Origin of the sequence: Amycolatopsis solani (assembly GCF_033441515.1) — a bacterium.
Taxonomy (GTDB): domain Bacteria; phylum Actinomycetota; class Actinomycetes; order Mycobacteriales; family Pseudonocardiaceae; genus Amycolatopsis; species Amycolatopsis solani.
The window spans coordinates 208,971-228,236 of sequence record NZ_JAWQJT010000001.1; the positions used below are offsets into that span (position 1 = coordinate 208,971).

The window sequence follows — 19,266 nt, forward strand, 5'->3', positions numbered from 1 at the left end:
ATGGCGCTGCTAGCGTCCCGTGTCAAGGGAGGTGCCGATGACGGCGACGAGCCGCAAGGAGAAGGCCGCGGAGACCGAGGGCGCGCTCAAGGCCGCCGCCAAGCGCGTCTTCGCGCGCAAGGGCTACCTGAACACCAAGATCACCGACATCACCGCCGAGGCGGGCCGGGCCGCGGGGTCGTTCTACAACCACTTCGCGGGCAAGGAAGAGCTGCTCGAGGCGCTCCTCGCCGACATCGCGGCGTCCGGGGACGAAAGCGCCGAGCACGAGGACCACCAGAACGACTTCAGCGACCCCGCGGCCGTGCGCTGGCACGTCAAGCAGTACTGGGACTTCTACCGGGACAACGCCGCGACCATGCTGGCCCTGCGCCAGGCCGCGATGGTCAGCGAGTCGTTCGCGCGCACGCTCGCGCAGTTCGGCGCGTCCCAGGCCGCCGACCTCGACGACCACCTCGAGCACGTCACCCGCGCCGGGCTGAAGCTGCCCACGACGCCGGACCGCTGCGGGATGCTGATGTACAACCTCGTCGACGCCTTCGCGGCGACATGGCTGCACGGCTCACCGCCGGGCTGGACGCCGCCGACCGACGAAGAAGCCGTCGAGCTGCTGACCCGGTTCGTCTACCGGGGCCTCACCGGCCGCGACTACTGAGCGAGCCGCTCCACGGCGGCGTCGATGCGCTCGTCGGTCGCGGTCAGCGCCACGCGGACGTGCTTGCCGCCCGCCGGGCCGTAGAACGTGCCGGGCGCGACCAGGATCCCGCGCTCGGCCAGCCACGCGACGGTGGCGCCGGCGTCCTCGTCGCGGGTGGACCAGAGGTACAGGCCGGCCTCGGAGTGGTCGACGCGGAAGCCGTTGTCCTCCAACGCCTTCCGCAGCACGAGCCGGCGGCGGGCGTAGCGCCCGCGCTGGGCTTCCAGTGCCTCGTCGTCGGTCAGCGCGGCGACCATCGCCTCCTGGACCGGGCGCGGCACGATCATGCCCGCGTGCTTGCGGATGTCGAGCAGCTGCTTGATCAGCCGGGGATCACCGGTCAGGAACCCGGCTCGGTAGCTGGCCAGGTTCGCCGACTTCGACAGCGAGTGCACCGCGATCAGCCCGTCGGTCCGGCCGCCGGAGACGTCCGGGTGCAGGATCGACCGCGGCTCGGCCTCCCAGCCGAGCGCGAGGTAGCACTCGTCGGAGACCACGACGACGTCCCGCTCGCGCGCCCACTCGACGACCTTGCGCAGGTGCTCCACCGGGAGCACCTTGCCGGTCGGGTTCGACGGCGAGTTCAGCCAGATCATCGACGGCCGCTGCGGGCCGAGGGCGACCGTGCTGTCGGCACGCAGGATCGACGCGCCCGCCAGCAGCGCCCCGACCTCGTACGTCGGGTACGCCAGCTCCGGGATGACGACGAGGTCGCCCGCGCCGAAGCCGAGCAGGCGCGGCAGCCAGGCCACGGCCTCCTTGGACCCGATCGTCGGGAGCACGGCGTCCGGCTCGATGCCGGTGACCCCGTGCCGCCGCCCGAGCGCGGCGATCGCGGCCGCGCGCAGCGCCGGGATGCCGTGCGTGGTCGGGTACCCGGGGATCTCCGAAACCGACGCCAGCGCGTCGCGGATGCCGGCCGGGACCGGGTCGACCGGGGTGCCGATGGAGAGGTCGACGACCCCGCCGGGATGCGCCTGCGCCGTGGCCTTGACCTCGGCGAGCGAATCCCAGGGGAAGTCGGGCAGCGCGACCGGGCTCATTCGCCCTGCGGGGGCAGCGCCTTGATGAACGACGGGTCGTTGGCCGTCTTGCCCACCTTGGAGGCACCGCCGGGCGAGCCCAGCTCGTCGAAGAAGTCGACGTTGGCCTTGGTGTAGTCCGACCAGTTGTCCGGGACGTCGTCCTCGTAGTAGATCGCCTCGACCGGGCAGACCGGCTCGCAGGCGCCGCAGTCGACGCACTCGTCGGGGTGGATGTACAGCATCCGCTCGCCCTCGTAGATGCAGTCCACGGGGCACTCGTCGATACACGCCTTGTCGAGCACGTCGACGCAGGGCTCGGCGATCACGTAGGTCACTGCGCACTCCTGCTTTTCTCTGCAAACAGCCAGTCCGTGCCGACATTACGCGGCGTCGGCACCCGTTCGGTTGGTGAGGCAAGCCTTAGCCATACCCCGGGTATGGAGCTCACCGCTCACGGCGGCGCGGGGGCGGGGTCGCCCGTGCGTCGCCGGTGATGACGAATCGCGGTTTGGGGGCCTCTTCCTCGGTCTTCTTCTCCCCGACGGCCCGGTTGAACCCCTCGGAGATCTCGTCGACGAGCTTCTCGTTGTGCCGCTCGTCCTTGCGCTGGATGCCCACGGCCACCTCCTGGAAGAAATCCGCTCCGCGACTTTCACCGCCTCCGTCACAATCTAGCGGTGAACGCACCCGAGACGCTCGAAATCGCCTGCAGCAGAGCATGGCCGCCGGTGGCCGAGGAGTTCCTCGGCGGCTGGCGCCTGCGCTGGGCGGACGGGTTCACCGGGCGCGCCAACAGCGTCCTCGCCGTCGGCGACCCCGATCGGCCGGTACCGGCGGCGCTGCGAGCGGTGTGTGACTTCGCCCACGATCGGGGGATCCCGCCGATGGCTCAGGTGGTCCGCGACAGCCCGAACGAGCACGCGATCGCCGCGGCGGGCTGGGTCCCGGCGACTTCCCACGGCGCCGGCCACGAGGTCGTCGTCCTGACCGCCCCGCTCGAGAAGCGCCGCTTTCACGTGAAAGCGACGCCCCCAGGTGGTCGCTTTCACGTGAAAGTGGCGGACGAGGCGACGGCGGGGTGGTGGGAGCTGGTGCTGGGGTCCGACGCCGGTACCGAAGCCGCGCGGGCTGTGCTGGGTGGTGGGAAGGTCGGCTACGGCGTCGCGACCGACGGTGAGGTGACCACGGCCGCGGTCCGCGGGGCGCTGGTGGACGGCTGGCTGCACGTCGGGCGGCTCGCCGTGCGCCCGGAGCACCGGCGGCGCGGGCTGGCGTCGGCGCTGATGGCGGCACTGGGAAGCTGGGGCGTGGAACAGGGAGCGGGCAGCGCGGTGTTGCAGGTGGCGGAGGGGAACTCGGGCGCGCTCGCGCTCTACGCGGGGCTCGGCTACGCCCCGCACCACAGATACCGGTACTGGGTGCCCGCACCCGGCTCGTGCGAGGATTCGACGTCGTGAAGATCGTGGTGATGGTCGGCGGAGTGGGCGGGGCCCGCTTCCTGCTGGGTGTGAAGGCGGCGCTGGGCATGGCGCCGGAAGGTGCGTCCGAGTCCGAGCACGAGGTGACGGCGCTGGTCAACACCGGCGACGACGTCTGGATGCACGGGCTGCGGATCTGCCCCGACCTGGACACCTGCATGTACACCCTGGGCGGCGGGATCGACAAGGAACGCGGCTGGGGCCACTCGGGCGAGACCTGGGTGGTCAAGGAGGAGCTGGCGGCCTACGGCGCCGACCCGGACTGGTTCGGGCTCGGCGACAAGGACATCGCCACCCACCTGATCCGGTCGCGGATGCTGCGCGCGGGTTACCCGCTCTCGGCGGTGACCGAGGCCCTGTGCGACCGCTGGCAGCCCGGCGTCCGGCTGCTGCCGATGTCGGACGACCGCGTCGAGACGCACGTCGTGATCGACGACCCGGAGCAGGACGGCCAGCAGAAGGCCATCCACTTCCAGGAGTGGTGGGTCCGCTACCGCGCCGAGCCGAAGGCGCACTCGATCGTCGCGGTCGGCAACGACGAGGCCAAGCCCGCGCCGGGTGTCCTGGAGGCGATCAAGGAGGCCGACGCGGTGCTGCTCGCGCCGTCGAACCCGGTGGTCTCGGTGGGCACCACGCTGGGCGTGCCGGGAATCCGGGACGCGCTGCGCAAGACGCGCGCCGGCGTCGTCGGGGTGTCGCCGATCATCGGCGGCAAGGCCCTGCGCGGGATGGCCGACGCGTGCCTGACCGCGATCGGCGTCGAGACGTCGGCCGAGGCGGTGGGCCGGCACTACGGCTCGCGCCAGGACGGCGGCGTGCTCGACGGCTGGCTGATCGCCGAGGGCGAGACGGCCGACGTGCCGGGCGTGACCGTCCGCGACGTCCCGCTGCTGATGTCCGATGTGGACGCGACCGCGGCGATGGCCCGCGCGGCGCTCGAACTGGCCGGAGCCCCCGTTGAGTGACCACGCCTCCCCCAAGCTGGAGATCCTGCCCGTCACCGGGCTCCCCGAATTCCGCCCCGGCGACGACCTGACCGGCGCGATCGTGGGTGCGGCACCCTGGCTGCGTTCGGGTGACGTCCTGGTCGTGACCAGCAAGATCGTCTCCAAGGCCGAGGGCAGGCTCGTCCGCGTGCCGACCGACCCGGAGGCCCGCGACACCGAGCGCCGGAAGCTCGTCGAGCAGGAAGCCGTCCGGGTGGTCGCGCGGATCGCGCGCACGGTGATCACCGAGAACCCGCTGGGCATCGTGCAGGCCGCGTCCGGGATCGACGCGTCCAACGTGGCCGGGGACGAGGTGGCGCTGCTGCCCGCCGACCCGGACGCTTCCGCGCTGGCGCTGCGCAACGGCCTGCGCGAACGGCTCGGCGTCGAGGTCGCCGTCGTCGTCACCGACACGATGGGCCGCGCCTGGCGCGTCGGGCAGACCGACAACGCGATCGGCGCGTCCGGCCTGCGCGTGCTGCACGCCTACCGCGGGCAGATCGACGGGCAGGGCAACGAACTCGCCGTCACCGAGGTCGCCGTCGCCGATGAGCTCGCCGCGGCCGCCGACCTGGTCAAGGGCAAGCTCGGCGGGACGCCGGTCGCGGTCGTCCGCGGGCTCGACCTCGTCGACGACGGCTCGACCGCGCGGAACCTGATCCGCCCCCTGGAAGAGGACCTCTTCCGGCTGGGCACCAACGAAGCCATCGCGCAGGGGCGCCGGGAAGCCGTCCCGGCCCGGCGTTCCGTGCGGCAGTTCGCCGACGAGCCGGTCGATCCCGACGCGCTGCGTCGGGCCGTGGGGTCCGCGCTGACCGCGCCCGCGCCCCATCACACGCACCCGGTGCGGTTCGTCTGGCTGCGCGACGGCGGAACGCGCAAGAAGCTGCTCGACGCCATGCGCGAATCGTGGCGGGCGGACCTGAGCGGCGACGAATTCACCGAAGAGCAGATCGCGAAGCGGCTCAGCCGCGGCGACATCCTGTACCGGGCCCCGGAAGTCGTCATCCCGTTCCTGGTGCCGGACGGCGCGCACACCTACCGCGACGAGCGCCGCAACGACTGTGAGAAGACGATGTTCACCGTGGCCGGCGGCGCCGCGGTGCAGGGCCTGCTGGTCGCGCTGGCGGCCGAGGGGCTCGGCTCGTGCTGGATCGGGTCGACGATCTTCGCCGCCGACCTGGTGCGGGAGGTCCTCGGCCTCGACGACCGCTGGCAGCCGCTCGGTTCGGTCGCAATCGGCGTCCCGCTGGACTCCCCGCCCCCGCGTGGCGAGGTTTCGCCCGGCGAAGGGTTGCTGGAGCTGTGACCCTGCACGCGGACGCCGTCTCGACGCTTTCGTCGTGGCGGCCGGCTCTCGCTTCCCAGGAATCGCTGCGCCAGGCGTTCCTCGGCTTCCTGGCGGCGCGCGAGGACAGCTGTCAGCGCTCGTGCGCGGCCGGGCACCTGACGGCGTCGGCGGTGCTGCTGGACCACACCGGCACGCGGGTGCTGCTCACGCTGCACCCGCGCGTCGGCCGGTGGCTGCAGCTCGGCGGGCACTGCGAGCCGTCGGACACTTCGCTGGCCGGCGCCGCACTGCGGGAGGCCACCGAGGAGTCCGGGATGACCGGGCTGCGGATCTCCGCCGAGCCGGTGCACCTGGACGTCCACCCGATCACGTGCTCGCTCGGCGTGCCGACGCGGCACTTCGACGTCCGGTTCGCGGTGCACGCCCCGCCGGGTGCGTCGCCGGTGCGCAGCGACGAGTCCGACGACCTGCGGTGGTGGCCGGCGGACGCGCTTCCCGCGGGGTCGGAAGATCTCGCCGATCTGGTGAAAGCGGCCATTCCTGTCGGTGCCGGGCACTAGCCTGGATCGCGGACAGGGAGGGACCACATGGCTACGCAGTTCCCGCAGCGGGTGCACTACCACTCCGGCAGTGGCGGCGACACCGGCGTGTTCGGGTACATCGTGCTCGGGTTGATCATCCTGGGCGTGATCGTGTTCATCATCGCGGTGATCGTCCGGGTGTCGAAGATGCGCCGCGAGGAAGCGATGAAGAACGGCGGGCAGTTCCCGCCGAACCCGAACTTCCCGCCACAGCAAGGGTTCGCGCCACCACCGCAGGGATTCACGCCGCCCGCGCCGGGATTCGCGCCTCAGCAGGCGGGGTTCGCGCCCGCCCAGCCCGGGTTCGCGGCGCCGCAGCAGGGGTTCGCGCCGCCGTCGCAGGGGTTCCCGCAGCAGCCCGGGTACCCGCCTTCGCCGCAGCAGGGTTTCCCGCAGCAGCCGGGGTACCCGCCCGCCCCGCAGCAGTACGCGCCGCAGGGTCCGTCGTTCCCGCAGCAGCCGCCGCCGGGCCCGGGTGCGGGGCCGCAGAGCTGGTGATCGTCCCCTTCGACAGCAGCTCGCCGGTGCCGCCGTTCGAGCAGGTCCGGTCCGGGCTCGCGACGCGGATCACCGACCGGAGCCTGGCCGTCGGCACGAAACTGCCGACGGTCCGGCAGCTCGCGGCCGACCTGGGCATCGCCCCGAACACCGTCGCGCGCGCCTACCGCGAACTGGAGGAAGCGGGCCTGATCGAGACCCGCGGCCGCGCGGGCAGCTTCGTCGCGGCGTCCGGCGACCAGAGCCGCCGCCGCGCCCAGCAGGCCGCGGCCGAATACGCTGCGCTGACCCGCAAACTGGGCGTGGACGACGCGGAGGCGCTGTCGATCGTCCAGGCCGCACTCGACGAAGGGACAGGCCGAGCGTGAGCGTCCTGATGCTGCTGATCCTGCTGGTGCTCCTCGGGGGTATCGGCGCGGTGGTGGCGGTGATCGTCCACTCCGCCAAGCCGAAGCAACCGCCGTACCCGCCGCAGTACCCGGGCTACCCGCAGCCGGGATACCCACCGCAGCAAGGCTTCCCGCCTCCGCCGGGCTCCCCCGGTTACCCACCTCAGCAGCCGTACCCCGGCCAGCAGCCCCCGTACCCGCCCCCGCCGGGCAGCTATCCCCCGCCACCGCAGTAGTCCGGTACCCCAGGCCGGTCCCGCGCGGCAACGTCCGCTCACATCGCGCGGTAGTCGCGCAGCTCGATGCGCGGGCCGAAGCGCGGGCGCGTGTGCCCGGCCGCCTCCAGGTAGCGGACCGCGCGCTGCCGTTGCGGGGCGTACGGCGCCAGCAGCTCGGCCATCGCCGCGTCGTCCGCCTTCGTGCCGGCCAGCGCGTGGCCGACCATCGACGGGATGTTGTAGTCGCCGAAGCTCACCGCGTCCGGGTCGCCCCACGCACGCTGGGCGACCTCCGCCGCCGTCCAGACGCCGATGCCCGGCACCTGGCGCAGCCAGTGCCTGCCCTCGAGCCCGCGCAGCTCCACCGCCCGCTCCAGGTGCGGCGCCACCCGCGCCGCGTTCAGCAACGCCGTCCGGCGCTTGATGTCGACGCCCGCGCGGTGCCAGTGCCAGTCCGGCAGCGAGCGCAGCGTCACCGGCGTCGGCGGCACGCGCAGGCGTTCCGGCCCCGGCCCCGGCGCCGTCCCGCCGAAGCGGCGGCACAGCTCGGCCCACGACCGGATCGCCTCCTTGCCGGCGACCTTCTGCTCCAGCACGGCGAGCACCAGCCAGTCCCACACGACGCCGGTGGCGCCGAGCCGCAGGCCGGGGTTCGCCCGCCGGGCGCGCGCGACGACGTCGTGGTGCGCGACGAAGCCGGTGTCGTCGTCGTCCGCGCCCAGCAGCGCCGGGACGCCGCTGAGCAGGCGATCTTTCCCGTCGCCCCAGGCCGCGGCCTCGACGCGCCCGTCCGTGAGCCGGCGCAGCGCGAGCGTGCCGGGGCCGTCGGGGGTGTTCATCGCCAGCCAGGTGATCCCGCGCTCGTCGGTGAGGATGTTCAGCGACCCGCGCCCGCGCTTCAGCGGACTCAGGACCCTCCCCAAGTCGACTTCGAACGCGGGACGCCAGAACATCGGCTACGCGTCGCTCGAGAAGCGGATGGCGCCGTCGGGCAGCACCGTGTCGGGCCAGACGCGGGCGCCTTCCAGCAGCTCGCAGCCCGCGCCGACGGATGCGCCGTCGCCCAGGACCACGCCCCGCAGCACCGCACCGGCTCCGACGCGCGCGCCGTGGCCCAGCACCGAGTGCTCGACGATGGCGCCCTCGGACACCGCGGCGCCGTCGAACAGGACCGAGCCGTCGATCTTCGCGCCCGAGCCGACGACCGCGCCGCCGCCGATGGTCGAACCACCGGAGAGCTGGGCGTCCTCGGCCACCGAAGCGCCGTCGAGGACCAGGAACTCACCGGGGTGGCCGGGCAGCGCCGACGTCGGCGCGACGCCCCGCACCAGGTCCGCCGAGCCGCGGACGAACGCTTCCGGTGTGCCGACGTCCAGCCAGTAGGACGCGTCGACGAAGCCGTGGATGTGCGCGCCCTGCTCCAGCAGCTGCGGGAACGTCTCGCGCTCGACCGACACGCGGCGGCCGGTCGGGATGCCCTCGATCACCGGGCGGCGGAAGACGTAGCAGCCGGCGTTGATCTGGTCGGTCGGCGGGTTCGGCGTCTTCTCGAGGAACGCCTGCACCCGGCCGTTTTCGTCGGTGGGCACCGAGCCGAACCGGCTCGGGTCCGGCACGCGCTGCAGGTGCAGCGTGACGTCCGCTTCGGACTCGCGGTGGACGCGCAGCTGCTCGCCGAGGTCCGACCCAGAGATGATGTCGCCGTTGAAGACGATCACGTGGTCGGCGCGCAGCTTGTCGTAGACGTTGCGGATGGCGCCCGCGGTGTCCAGCGGCTCCTCCTCGACGACGTACTCCAGGTCCAGACCGATCGACTTGCCGTCGCCGAAGTACTCCTCGAACACCTCCGCCCGGTAGCTCGTCCCCAGCACGACGTGCCGGATCCCGGCCTCGCGGATGCGCGAGAACAGGTGGCTCAGGTAGGGCGTCCCGGCTGTCGGGAGCATCGGCTTCGGCGCCGAAAGGGTGAGCGGGCGCAGCCGGGTGCCCTTGCCCCCGACCAGCACGACGGCGTCGACCTCGACCTCGGACGTCACGGAAATCTCCTCCTGTATCACGCACCGCTGAGCGACAAGCCGCGGGAAACCCTGACGGAGGTCGCCCGGAGGGCCTACCCTAGACAGGAAACAGGCGGGCCCCTCCCCAGAGGGCCCCCGGGTCAGTCGGGAGGCCGAGGGGATGGACCCCCGCGATCGGGCGGACGCCCTGCTCGCACGAGCCCAAGCGCGCGGTGTGTTCGTGGTGACACCCGACAGCGCCACGTCGCCGATGGACTCGTCGAACACCCAGCAGATCCCGCGCGCGGCGATCGACGGCCTCGACCGGAGCCGGGACCCCGACACGACGACGCAGCTGCCGGCGTCGCTGATCGAGGAGAACGACCACCCGCTGGCCGGCTCGTCCCCGACGCGCCGGCTGGAGGTCCCGGGCGGCCGCCGCCCGCAGCAGACGACACCGCTGAGCACGCCGACGCCGACGACACCGATGCCCACGCCGCTGGCCCGGCGTCCCCAGGCCGAGCCGATCACGAGCCCGCTGAAGGAGCCCGACCCGGAGGACACCGGCCTGGTGCCGACGGTGACGCAGACCAACGGCAGGTCCGACCTCTCGCGCCGGCTCGACGGGATCTAGCGGGTTTCGAGCTTCAGCCGCAGCGCGAGCCCGAGCTTCGTCGCGGCCAGCACGGGCTTCCAGAGCAGGCCCGGGTGCCGGTCGGCGAGGTACTGGTAGGCACTCGCGTGGTGGGCGGCGAGCATCTTCTTGGACGCCTGCGACGTCGAGTGCCCGCCGAGGTGCATGACGCCGGCCGAGGGCACGTAGACGTTGAGCCAGCCGGCCTTGCCGAGCCGGTCCCCGAGGTCGACGTCCTCGAAGTACATGAAGTACCGCGAATCGAACCCCCCGACCGACTCGAACGCCTCCCGCCGCAGCAGCAGGCAGGAGCCGGACAGCCACTCGGCGACGCGCTCGACGGGCGTCCCGGTCTCCTGCCGGTACTGCTTGGTCCAGGGGTTCCCGGGCCAGATCTTCCCGAGCGCGGCGTGCCCGATCCCGCGCCCGAAGGAGGGCAGCAGCCGGGCGGAGGGGTAGGTGGTCCCGTCGAGCTCGTGGATCAGCGGCCCGAACGACCCCCCACGCGGCCACCGCTTCGCGGCTTCGAGCAGCGTGTCGAGGGACCCGGGCTCCCATTCGAGGTCCGGGTTGGAGATGACGATCCACCCGTACCGGTCATCCAGTTCGGCGACCCCGCGGTTGCACCCGGTCCCGTACCCGACGTTTTCCCCGATGCTGAGCAGGTGCACGTTCCCACGCTTCGCGGCCTTCTCGGGCGCACCATCGGTGGAGACGGTGTCGGCGACGACAACCTGCACGTCGCGATCGGTGGCCTTCTCGAGGGTGTCGAGGAACCGCTCGAGGGTGTCGCCGGAGAAGTACGTCACGGTGACGACGCCGATTTGGTCGCCGTAGCGGGTCTGCTCAGTCACCGGGCCATTGTCCCCTCGTCACGCAGCGCTCTCCCGGCACCCCGGGTGAGGAGCACGCTCGGAGAAGTGTTCACTCGTCACTTCACGTAGTCACCCGATCCAGCACGGACAACACCGCACGTCATGATGGCGGGATGACGGTGCACGCCTTCGTCGACGAGTCGGCACGGACCGGCAGCTATCTACTCTGCGCGACAATCGTCGAACCGGCGCACCTGACCCCCACTCGCCGTGCGTTGATGTCGCTCCTCATGCGCGGTGCGCGCGAGCTGCACTTCAAGAAGGAGAAGGAACCTCGCCGCAGGATGCTCATCGACCGGATGGCCGCGATGCCGGTCACCGCGCGGCTCTACTTCGCCACCTGCGCGCCGAAAGCCGAAGAAGCGGCCCGGCAACGCTGCCTGGCGCACCTGACCCAGGACCTGCTCGGGGCGCAAGCGCACCGGCTGGTCCTCGACAGCCGCGACCACCGCGACGGACACGACCGCCGAACGCTGCAGCACGCACTCGGCTTCCGGCCGTCGAAGACCGAACTCACCTACGAGCACGTCGACTCCACCGCGGAGCCGCTCCTGTGGATATCCGATGCCGTGGCTTGGTGCGTCGGGGCGGGTGGCGACTGGCGGCGCCGCGCGAGTCCGCTGGTCATCGAGCGCTTCGAGGTATGAGAACAGCGAAAAGCCCGCGAGACGACCGTCCGGACGCGTCACGGGCTTTCATACTCGGCCCCACGGGGACCTCGCACACCCAGCGTACCACCGTCGATCACAGCCCGGAACGCTCAGCGGCTCCGCAGGTGCCGTGACCAGGCCTTCCCGTAAGCCTCCCGATGACGCTCCGCCGTCGTGGCCCAGGAAAACTCCTTCGCCCGCTGCTGCGCCGCCGTAGCCAGCTCCGCCCGTCGCCCCGGATCGGCCAGCAGCTCACTGATCGCCGCGGCCACGTCCCCGGCGCCCACGCCGCAGTACGCCACCGCGTCCCCACCCACCTCCGGGAGCGACAGCCGACGGGTGGTCAGCACGCACGCGCCGCACGCCATCGCCTCCAGGACCGGGAGCCCGAAGCCCTCGCCCAGCGATGGGTACGCCACCAGCGAAGCCCCTCCCAGGAACCCCGCCAGCGTGCCGAACGGCAGGTACCCCGCCCGGATCACGCGCAGCCGGTGCGGGACCGCGTCCAAAGCCCGCTCGACCTGCGTGTCCCACCCCGGCTGCCCGGCCAGCACCAACGCCGGCGCGTCCGGGCGCCCCGCCACCGCGCGGGCGAACCCGCGGATCAGGGCCGGCACGTTCTTGCGCGGCTCCAGCGCCCCCAAAAACGCCACGTAAGGCGTCCGCCCGAGGCCCACCGCGGCCCGCGCCGCGGCGATCTCCGCAGGGGACGGCGGGTGGAAGCGCTCGGTGTCGACGCCGTGGTGAATGACTTCCAAGGACGCGTGCCGGACCGGGCCGACGCGGGCCAGCTCCGCCGCCGTCGCCGCCGAGGGGACCACGCACAGCGTCGCGCGGCGCAACGCCGTCGCCGTCCACGCGCGGAAGAAGCGGGCCTTCACCGACGAGTGCAGCACCGCGTCCGTGAAGAACGTCGCGTCGTGCAGCGTGACCACCGAAGCCGCCGACGTCGCGAGCGGCATCGTGTAGTGCGGTGAGTGGACGACGTCCGCGCCGAGGCGGCGGGTCAGCCGGGGCAGGGTCGCCTGTTCCCAGGTCAGCCGCGCCGTGCGGGTGGTCGTCGACGGCGAGGCGGGCACGACGCGCGAGCGCGGCGCCAGCCGATCGTAAAGCTGCAGGTCGCGGGGCTGGCAGACGACGGTGAGCCGCGCGCCGTCCGCGTCGAGGGCGGCGACCAGCGAATCCACGTACCGGCCCACCCCGCCGCGGTCCGCGGGCACCGCCGTCGCGTCGATCAGCACCCGGGGGTCATCGCTCACCCCTGCAGGGTACGGCGGCAGCCCTTCCCGCTGGTGGGGAACTGGCAAACCGGGCTAATCGCGGGGCCGCCGGTGGATCGCCCAGACGGCTTCCGCGGCGCGGCGCCAGGTGAACGCCTTCGCCCGGTCCCGCCCCGACCGCACCAGTTCCGCCGCCCGGGACGGCGAACCGAGCACCTCCCGGAGCGCGGCCGCCAGCGCCCTGGCGTCGCCGCGCGGCACCGTCACGCCCGCGCCGCCGGCCACCTCGACCAGCGCCGGGACGTCGGTGTGCACCACCGGGACCCCGGCCGCCATCGCCTCCAGCAGGCCCAGCCCGAACCCTTCGGCGAGGCTCGGCACGGCCAGCGCGCTCGCGTGCCGGAGCGCGGTCGCCAGCTCGGCGTCCGACACCTTCCCGAGCACCCGCAGCCGCTCGGCGGGAAGGCCACGCTCGACCGCCAAGGCGACCGGGTCGACGCCGCCCCAGCCCGGCTGGCCGGCGAGCACGAGCATCACGCCGTCCAGCGCGGCGACCGCGTCGATCAGCACGTCGATGCCCTTGCGCGGCTCGATCGTGCCGACCGCCAGCACGTACCGGGCGGGCAGCTCGAGGTCCGCGTCGCCGGCGGGCACCCGCACGCCGTGCGGGACCACGCGCACCGGGACGTCGAGGTCGATCAGCACCGCCAGCTCGTCGGCGACCGCCCGGGTCGGCACGACCAGCCCCGACGCCCGCCGCGCGGCCCGCGCGATCATCGACCGGTGCCAGCTGACGCCGCGCGCGGTCAGCGTCTCGGGGTGGGTCCACGGCACGGTGTCGTGCACGGTCACGCTCAGCGTCTTCCCGGCCGGCGCGCGCGGCGGCGCGAACGGCGTCGGCGCGTGCACCGCATCCCCGCCCGGCCACCAGCGCAGGCCCAGCTGCCACGCGGCGACCAGCGCGCGCGGCGGGATCTTCAGCACCCGCGGGCCGTCGACGCCGTCGAGCTCGGCCACGGTCACGTCGGCGTGCCGCGCGACCACGCTGGACACCGTCCAGCCCGGCGGCGCGGTCTTCGCGAGCGCGGGGAGCAGCTCGGCCGTGTAGCGCCCGGTGCCACCGGGCACGGGCGCGAGGAGCTGCTCGGCGAGCACGACCAGTTCGGGCACGCGGCTATTGTGCGGGACGTGACCGCGAATCCCGCCACCACGGTGGTCGTCGTGACCTGGCGGGGTGCCGGGCACGTCACCGCCTGCCTCGACGCGCTCGCCGCGCAGACGCGTCCACATCGGACGCTCGTGGTGGACAACGCCTCCGACGACGGCACCGCCGCCCTGCTCGAAGGCCATCCTTCGCGTCCGCAAGTACTCCGCCTTCCCCGCAACACCGGGTACGCGGGCGCCCTCGCCGTCGCGCTCGAGAAGGTCGGTACGCCGCTCATCGCGTGGCTGAACGACGACGCCGAACCGGCCCCGGACTGGCTCGCGACGCTGGAGGACACCCTCGGGAAAGCACCGCTGGCGGCCGCGGCGACGTCGCTGCTCGTGCGGCCCGACGGCACCACCCAGTCCGCCGGGGTCCGGCTGACCGCCGACGGCCACGGCGCCGACCTCACCGAGCCGGCCGGCGAGGTGTTCGCCTTCTGCGGCGGCGCGGCCCTGCTGCGCACGGACGTGCTGAAGAGCGTGCACGGCGTCCCGGCGGCCTTCTTCTGCTACTACGAGGACACCGACACCGCGTGGCGGCTGCGGCTGGCCGGCTGGGACGTCGTCGCGGTGCCCGGCGCCCGCGTCCGGCACGCGCACGGCGTCAGCAGCAAGCCCGGTTCGCCGCTGTTCCACCGCTGGAACGAGCGCAACCGGCTGCTCATGCTGCTGCGGTGCGCGCCCCGCGGGGTCGCGGTGAACCAGCTGGTCAGGTTCGCCGTGTTGACAGCGGTGCTGCCGCTGCGGCCGGGACGGCCGGCCGCGGCGAACTTCCGGTTCGGGCTGCGCTGCCGGGTCCTCGCCGAGGTCGCCGCGCGGCTGCCGGCGACGGTGCTCGCCCGCCGCCGGATCGGCCGCCGCGCGACGCTCGGCCGAGGCGCGGTCTGGGAGGCTTGGGCGGGCCTTTAAGCTGGCGCCCATCCGACGAAGGAGCAGGCTTTGGCGCAGGGGGAACCGCAACCGCTCGTCTCGGTGATCGTGGTGAACTACCACGGCGCCGACGACACGATCACCTGCCTGCGCGCGCTCGCCGAGCACGACTACCCCGAGCTCGAGCTCATCTGCGTCGACAACTCGGACGAGGCCGCGCGCATCCGCGAGGCCGTGCCGTCGGCCCAGGTGATCGAGGCCGGCCGCAACACCGGGTTCGCGGGCGGCTGCAACCTCGGCGCGAAGCACGCGAAGGGCACCGTCCTCGGCTTCCTCAACAACGACGCCCGCCCGGCACCCGGCTGGGTCGCCGCGGCCGTCGCCGAGCTGCGCGCCCAGCCCCGCGTCGCCGCCGTGGCCAGCAAGGTCGTCGACTGGGACGGCACCGGCACCGACTTCGTCGACGGCGGCCTGACCTGGTTCGGCATGGGCTACAAGCGCCACGCCGGCCTCCCGCTGGCCGAGGTCCCGGCCGCCGAGCACGAGGTCGCGAAGGACGTCCTGTTCGGCACCGGCTCGGCGATGTTCGTCCGGGAAAGCGTGTTCGCCGAGCTCGGCGGCTTCGACGAGCGGTTCTTCATGTTCTACGAGGACGTCGACCTCGGCTGGCGGCTGAACCTGCGCGGCTGGCGGGTGCGGTACGTCCCGGAATCGCAGGCGTTCCACCGCCACCACGGCACGATGTCCACAGTGGACGCTCCGGAGACCGGCCGCGAGACCTTTCTCTTGGAGCGCAACGCACTCGCCGCGCTCTACAAGAACCTCTCCGACGAAACGCTGGCCCGCGCGCTGCCCGCGGCGCTCGCGCTGGCCGTGCGCCGGGCCACCGCCCGCGGCGAGCTGGACGCGACCCAGCTCGACCTCGAACAGGGCGTCGGCCCGATCGAGTCCGGCGACGTCGCCGTCCCGCGGACCACGCTGGCCGGACTGCTCGCCATCGACCAGTTCGTCGAGCAGCTGCCGTCGCTGGCGGAGTCCCGCGCGGTCGAGCAGGCCGCGCGCGTCCGCACCGACGCCGACCTGCTTCCGTTGCTGCGCAAGGCGTTGGAGCCGGCGTACCCGCTGCCGCGTTACCTCGCCGCGCACGACATCCTCGTCGAGGCGTTCGGCATCGAAAAGGCTTTCGGGCAGCGGCGCCGGATCCTCGTGATCACCGGCGACGCGCTCACCGAGCGGATGGCGGGCCCGGCGATCCGCGCCTGGAACATCGCGCTGGCGCTGGCCGCCGAGCACGACGTCCACCTGGTCACCACCAACCCCCTCGCGACGCCGCCGCCCGCGCCGTTCCGGGTCAGCGCCGGCAAGCACCGCGAGCTGGAAGCGCCGATCGCCTGGGCCGACGTCATCGTCCTGCAGGGTCACGTGCTGGAACTGGCGCCGACGCTGAAGAAGCAGCACAGCGGCAAGATCGTCGTCGCCGACCTCTACGACCCGATGCACTTGGAGCTGCTGGAGCAGGGCAAGGGCGTCGCCGACGACCAGCGCGCGGCCGACCTCGCCGGCGTCACGAAGGTGCTGGACGCGCAGCTCGAGCGCGGCGATTTCTTCCTCTGCGCGTCCGAGCGGCAGCGGCACTTCTGGCTCGGTCACCTGGCCGCGCTGGGCCGGCTTTCCCCGCGGCTCTACGACGCCGATCCGACGACGCAGTCGCTGCTCGCGGTCGTCCCCTTCGGACTGTCGCCGGAGCCGCCGGTGCGCACCGGGCCGGGCCTGCGCTCGACGCTGGGCATCGGCGGCACGGACCACGTCGTGCTCTGGGCGGGCGGGGTATACAGCTGGTTCGACCCGCTGACGCTGGTCCGCGCGATCGACGAGCTGCGCCGCCGCCGCGGCGACGTCCGGCTGGTGTTCCTCGGGATGAAGCACCCGAACCCCGAGGTCGCCGAGATGGACATCGGCACCCGCACGATCCGGCTCGCGGATTCGCTGGGGCTGACGGGCAAGCACGTCTACTTCAACGAGCAGTGGGTGCCCTACCACGAGCGCCAGAACTGGCTGCTCGACGCGAACTGCGGGGTGACGACCCACTACGAGCACGTCGAGACGACGTTCGCGTTCCGCACCCGCGTCCTCGACTACCTGTGGGCCGGCCTGCCGATCGTCACCACCGACGGCGACGCCTTCGCCGACCTGGTGCGGGCGGAGAAGCTCGGCGTGGTCGTGCCGGCCGAGGACGCTTCCGCGCTGGCGGACGCACTGGAAAAGTCGTTGTACGACGAGGAGTTCGCGGCCGGCTGCGTCGAGCGGATCGCCGTCGTCGCGCAGCGGTTCGCGTGGCCCGAAGCACTGAAGCCGCTGGTGGAGTTCTGCCGCGACCCGCGCCCGGCGGCCGACCGGCTGCCCGGGTCCGCCGACCTGGTGAAGACGCCGGCGGTGCGCGGGCGGGCGATGCTGCGGCGGGACGTCGACCTCGTCCGCGAGTACCTGACCGCGGGCGGTGCGGGCGAGCTGGCCCGGCGCGCGGGCGGCCGCGTGCTCAAGGTCGCGAAGCAACGGCTCCGCCGTGGCTAGGTCCCTCAGCGTTCTCCTCGACGGCACCCCGCTCCTCGGTGCCCGCACCGGGATCGGCCGGTACACGTCCGCGCTGATCGAAGAACTGGTGTCGATCTCCGAGGTGGACACGCGCGCGGTGGCGTTCACGCTGCGCGGCTGGCGGCGGCTGCGGCACGTGCTCCCGTACGGCGCGCAGGCCCGCGGGATGCCGGTGGCGGCGCGGCTGCTGCGGATGGCGTGGGTCCGTTCGGACTTCCCGCCGGTGGAGCTGTTCGCCGGCCCGACCGACGTCGTGCACGGCACGAACTTCGTGCTGCCGGGCCGGTTCCGCGCGGCGGGCGTGGTGACGATCCACGACCTGGCCTTTTTGGACAACCCGGCGGAGCTGGCCCCGAGCGACCGCGACCTCCCGGAACTGGTCCGCCGCGGCGCGCACCGGGCCAACGTGATCTGCACCCCGACGGCCGCGGTCGCGGACGCGGTGGCGGAGCGCCTCGACGTTTCCCGCGACAAGATCGTGGTGACCCCGCTGGGCGTCAACCCGGCGTGGTTCACCGCGCGTCCCCCGGACGACGAGCGCCGCGCCCGCCTCGGCCTGCCCGCGAAGTACCTGCTGTTCGCGGGCGCGGCGGGCCCGCGCAAGGGCCTGGACTGGCTGACCCGCGCGCACGACGCGGCCCCGGACCTCCCGGACCTGGTGTTCGCCGGGCCCGGCCCGTTCCCCCACGGCCCACGCCGGACCCAGACGGGCTACCTGTCCGATGTGGACCTGCGCACGGTGGTGGCGGGCGCGTCGGCACTGGTGCTGCCCTCGCGCGACGAGGGTTTCGGCCTGCCGGTACTGGAAGCGATGGCCTCGGACGTCCCGGTGGTCTGCACGGACATCCCGGCCCTGCGCGAAGTGGCGGGCGACTGCGCGAGCCTGGTCCCGTACGGCGACGTGGACAGCCTGGCTTCGGCCCTGCGGACAGCGGTGACGGACCCGCACGCGGTGGCGACGTCGGCGGCCCGCCGCACCCACGCGGCGGGCTTCACGTGGCGCACGTGCGCGGAACTGACGGTGGGCGCGTACCGCCTGGCCTCCGGCCGTCACTGACCGACTGCCCCAAGCGCCCCAATGTGGCGTTGGTTGCGTCCAGCGCACCCAATGTGGCGTTCGGTGCGTTGGACGCACCGAACGCCACATTGGGGCGCTTGAGTCCGGGCCCTACTCGGCCGCGAAGTAGGCGTCCAGCGCCTCTTCCCACGGCCGCATCGGGGTCAGCCACGCCGCTTTCCACGACGACGGCGACAGCACCGAGTACGCCGGGCGTACCGCCGGGCGCGGGAACTCCTCCGTCGTGCACGGCCGCACCCGCGCCGGATCCGCGCCCAGCCGCTCGAACACCGCGCGGGCGAAACCGCACCAGCTCACCGATCCCGCGTTCGTGCAGTGCAGGATCCGGGCCTCCGGCCCATCCCCGCCGGCCACGCGAGAGGCCAGCTCCAGAAGACCGCCGGCCAGGTCGGCCGTCCACGTGGGACCGCCCACCTGGTCGTCCACAACGGACAGTTCAGGACGCGAAGCTTCCAGCGCAGCCATGGTCTTCACGAAGTTCGACCCCGACTTGCCGTACAGCCACCCGGTCCGCACCACCCACGACGACGCCCCGGACCCGAGCACCGCGTCCTCGCCCGCCGCCTTCGTGCGGCCGTACGCCGAACGCGGCCCGAGTTCGTCCGACGGCTCGTAGGGAACCGAAGCGTCGCCGGAAAACACGTAGTCCGTCGACACGTGGATCAGCGGCACGCGCCGGGCCGCGCACGCCGCCGCCAGGACGCGGGGGCCGTCGGCGTTCACCGCGAACGCACGCTCTTCGTCCTTCTCCGCCGCGTCGACCGCCGTGTACGCCGCCGCGTTGACGACCACCGGCGCCGAACCCGTCTCCCGGGCACGATCGGCCAGCGCGCCGACCGCCGCGAGGACCTGGCCCGTCGCCGTCACGTCGAGTTCCGCGGAACCCGGCGCCACCACGTCGACCTCGGAGGACGCCAGCGCGGCGAGATCCCGGCCGAGTTGTCCGGAACCACCGGGGACGAGCACCGTCAGCCGCACAGA

Annotated in this window: 22 protein-coding genes; 13 read left to right on the forward strand and 9 right to left on the reverse strand. The window is 73.1% G+C overall.

Going from position 1 to position 19,266, the window contains the following annotated elements:
* The first annotated feature begins 37 nt into the window (after window positions 1-37).
* A complete protein-coding gene (locus tag SD460_RS00975; protein WP_290051686.1) occupies window positions 38-655 on the forward strand; it encodes a TetR/AcrR family transcriptional regulator in 618 nt (205 codons plus the stop codon).
* On the opposite strand, the gene dapC is transcribed toward SD460_RS00975, so the two are convergent.
* The 3 genes from dapC to SD460_RS00990 all read right to left on the reverse strand — a co-directional run bounded on the left by dapC (window position 649) and on the right by SD460_RS00990 (window position 2,340).
* Window positions 649-1,740 (reverse strand): succinyldiaminopimelate transaminase, encoded by a 1,092-nt coding sequence (gene dapC / locus SD460_RS00980; RefSeq protein WP_318305828.1) that lies wholly within the window; start codon window positions 1,738-1,740, stop codon window positions 649-651. The genes SD460_RS00975 and dapC overlap by 7 nt on opposite strands.
* Window positions 1,737-2,057 carry a ferredoxin gene (fdxA, locus tag SD460_RS00985; RefSeq protein ID WP_086865075.1) on the reverse strand — a complete coding sequence of 107 codons (321 nt, stop codon included), beginning with the start codon at window positions 2,055-2,057 and terminating at the stop codon, window positions 1,737-1,739. Before fdxA ends, dapC begins: the two co-directional genes overlap by 4 nt.
* 109 nt (window positions 2,058-2,166) lie before the next feature.
* The gene (locus SD460_RS00990) at window positions 2,167-2,340 is read right to left on the reverse strand and encodes a hypothetical protein (RefSeq protein ID WP_290051681.1); all 174 of its coding nucleotides are present in this window, start codon (window positions 2,338-2,340) and stop codon (window positions 2,167-2,169) included.
* A gap of 59 nt (window positions 2,341-2,399) precedes the next feature.
* Between SD460_RS00990 and SD460_RS00995 the strand changes: the two genes are divergently transcribed.
* Genes SD460_RS00995 through SD460_RS01025 form a run of 7 tightly spaced genes read left to right on the forward strand, consistent with a single transcriptional unit; the run spans window position 2,400 to window position 7,181 of the window.
* On the forward strand, window positions 2,400-3,179 hold the full coding sequence (locus SD460_RS00995) for a GNAT family N-acetyltransferase (RefSeq protein ID WP_318305829.1): 780 nt from the start codon (window positions 2,400-2,402) through the stop codon (window positions 3,177-3,179).
* Window positions 3,176-4,165 carry a 2-phospho-L-lactate transferase gene (cofD, locus tag SD460_RS01000; protein ID WP_290051680.1) on the forward strand — a complete coding sequence of 330 codons (990 nt, stop codon included), beginning with the start codon at window positions 3,176-3,178 and terminating at the stop codon, window positions 4,163-4,165. Before SD460_RS00995 ends, cofD begins: the two co-directional genes overlap by 4 nt.
* The gene (locus tag SD460_RS01005; RefSeq protein WP_290051679.1) at window positions 4,101-5,495 is read left to right on the forward strand and encodes a coenzyme F420-0:L-glutamate ligase; all 1,395 of its coding nucleotides are present in this window, start codon (window positions 4,101-4,103) and stop codon (window positions 5,493-5,495) included. The genes cofD and SD460_RS01005 overlap by 65 nt, the downstream gene beginning before the upstream one ends.
* Window positions 5,492-6,037: an NUDIX hydrolase gene (locus tag SD460_RS01010; protein ID WP_290051677.1), complete on the forward strand. Its 546-nt coding sequence runs from the start codon at window positions 5,492-5,494 to the stop codon at window positions 6,035-6,037. The genes SD460_RS01005 and SD460_RS01010 overlap by 4 nt, the downstream gene beginning before the upstream one ends.
* A 27-nt stretch (window positions 6,038-6,064) precedes the next feature.
* Complete coding sequence (locus SD460_RS01015; protein WP_290051675.1) at window positions 6,065-6,556, forward strand: hypothetical protein; 492 nt, start codon at window positions 6,065-6,067, stop codon at window positions 6,554-6,556.
* Entirely contained in the window at window positions 6,553-6,924 is a 372-nt protein-coding gene (locus tag SD460_RS01020; RefSeq protein ID WP_290051673.1) for a GntR family transcriptional regulator, read from the forward strand. The genes SD460_RS01015 and SD460_RS01020 overlap by 4 nt, the downstream gene beginning before the upstream one ends.
* The gene (locus SD460_RS01025; protein WP_290051671.1) at window positions 6,921-7,181 is read left to right on the forward strand and encodes a hypothetical protein; all 261 of its coding nucleotides are present in this window, start codon (window positions 6,921-6,923) and stop codon (window positions 7,179-7,181) included. Before SD460_RS01020 ends, SD460_RS01025 begins: the two co-directional genes overlap by 4 nt.
* A 38-nt stretch (window positions 7,182-7,219) precedes the next feature.
* Here SD460_RS01025 and SD460_RS01030 read toward each other — a convergent pair whose 3' ends face one another.
* Both SD460_RS01030 and manB read right to left on the reverse strand, forming a co-directional pair.
* Complete coding sequence (locus SD460_RS01030) at window positions 7,220-8,116, reverse strand: DNA-3-methyladenine glycosylase family protein (RefSeq protein WP_290051669.1); 897 nt, start codon at window positions 8,114-8,116, stop codon at window positions 7,220-7,222.
* 3 nt (window positions 8,117-8,119) lie between these two features.
* The gene (manB, locus tag SD460_RS01035; protein WP_318305830.1) at window positions 8,120-9,199 is read right to left on the reverse strand and encodes a mannose-1-phosphate guanylyltransferase; all 1,080 of its coding nucleotides are present in this window, start codon (window positions 9,197-9,199) and stop codon (window positions 8,120-8,122) included.
* Between the two features lie 142 nt (window positions 9,200-9,341).
* Here manB and SD460_RS01040 point away from each other — a divergent pair, with 142 nt between their 5' ends.
* Window positions 9,342-9,794, forward strand: a complete 453-nt coding sequence (locus tag SD460_RS01040; RefSeq protein ID WP_290051666.1) for a hypothetical protein — start codon at window positions 9,342-9,344, stop codon at window positions 9,792-9,794.
* On the opposite strand, the gene SD460_RS01045 is transcribed toward SD460_RS01040, so the two are convergent.
* Window positions 9,791-10,648 (reverse strand): glycosyltransferase family 2 protein, encoded by an 858-nt coding sequence (locus tag SD460_RS01045; protein ID WP_290051664.1) that lies wholly within the window; start codon window positions 10,646-10,648, stop codon window positions 9,791-9,793. The two genes, SD460_RS01040 and SD460_RS01045, sit on opposite strands and share 4 nt — an antisense overlap.
* A 134-nt stretch (window positions 10,649-10,782) precedes the next feature.
* On the opposite strand from SD460_RS01045, the gene SD460_RS01050 reads away from it, so the two are divergent.
* Window positions 10,783-11,316 carry a hypothetical protein gene (locus tag SD460_RS01050; RefSeq protein ID WP_290051663.1) on the forward strand — a complete coding sequence of 178 codons (534 nt, stop codon included), beginning with the start codon at window positions 10,783-10,785 and terminating at the stop codon, window positions 11,314-11,316.
* Between the two features lie 113 nt (window positions 11,317-11,429).
* Here the strand turns inward: SD460_RS01050 and SD460_RS01055 are convergent, their stop codons facing one another.
* Together SD460_RS01055 and SD460_RS01060 are read right to left on the reverse strand one after the other, a co-directional pair.
* Window positions 11,430-12,560, reverse strand: a complete 1,131-nt coding sequence (locus tag SD460_RS01055) for a glycosyltransferase family 4 protein (protein ID WP_290051768.1) — start codon at window positions 12,558-12,560, stop codon at window positions 11,430-11,432.
* A 72-nt stretch (window positions 12,561-12,632) separates the two neighbouring features.
* Window positions 12,633-13,709, reverse strand: coding sequence for a glycosyltransferase family 4 protein (locus tag SD460_RS01060; protein ID WP_290051661.1), 1,077 nt, complete (start codon window positions 13,707-13,709; stop codon window positions 12,633-12,635).
* 9 nt (window positions 13,710-13,718) lie between these two features.
* On the opposite strand from SD460_RS01060, the gene SD460_RS01065 reads away from it, so the two are divergent.
* Genes SD460_RS01065 through SD460_RS01075 form a run of 3 tightly spaced genes read left to right on the forward strand, consistent with a single transcriptional unit; the run spans window position 13,719 to window position 18,264 of the window.
* Window positions 13,719-14,654 (forward strand): glycosyltransferase family 2 protein, encoded by a 936-nt coding sequence (locus tag SD460_RS01065; protein ID WP_290051659.1) that lies wholly within the window; start codon window positions 13,719-13,721, stop codon window positions 14,652-14,654.
* Between the two features lie 30 nt (window positions 14,655-14,684).
* Window positions 14,685-17,186, forward strand: coding sequence for a glycosyltransferase (locus SD460_RS01070; protein ID WP_318305831.1), 2,502 nt, complete (start codon window positions 14,685-14,687; stop codon window positions 17,184-17,186).
* The gene (locus SD460_RS01075) at window positions 17,179-18,264 is read left to right on the forward strand and encodes a glycosyltransferase family 4 protein (RefSeq protein WP_290051656.1); all 1,086 of its coding nucleotides are present in this window, start codon (window positions 17,179-17,181) and stop codon (window positions 18,262-18,264) included. Before SD460_RS01070 ends, SD460_RS01075 begins: the two co-directional genes overlap by 8 nt.
* A gap of 111 nt (window positions 18,265-18,375) precedes the next feature.
* Here SD460_RS01075 and rfbD read toward each other — a convergent pair whose 3' ends face one another.
* On the reverse strand, window positions 18,376-19,263 hold the full coding sequence (rfbD, locus tag SD460_RS01080) for a dTDP-4-dehydrorhamnose reductase (protein ID WP_290062692.1): 888 nt from the start codon (window positions 19,261-19,263) through the stop codon (window positions 18,376-18,378).
* Between the last annotated feature and the right edge of the window lie 3 nt (window positions 19,264-19,266).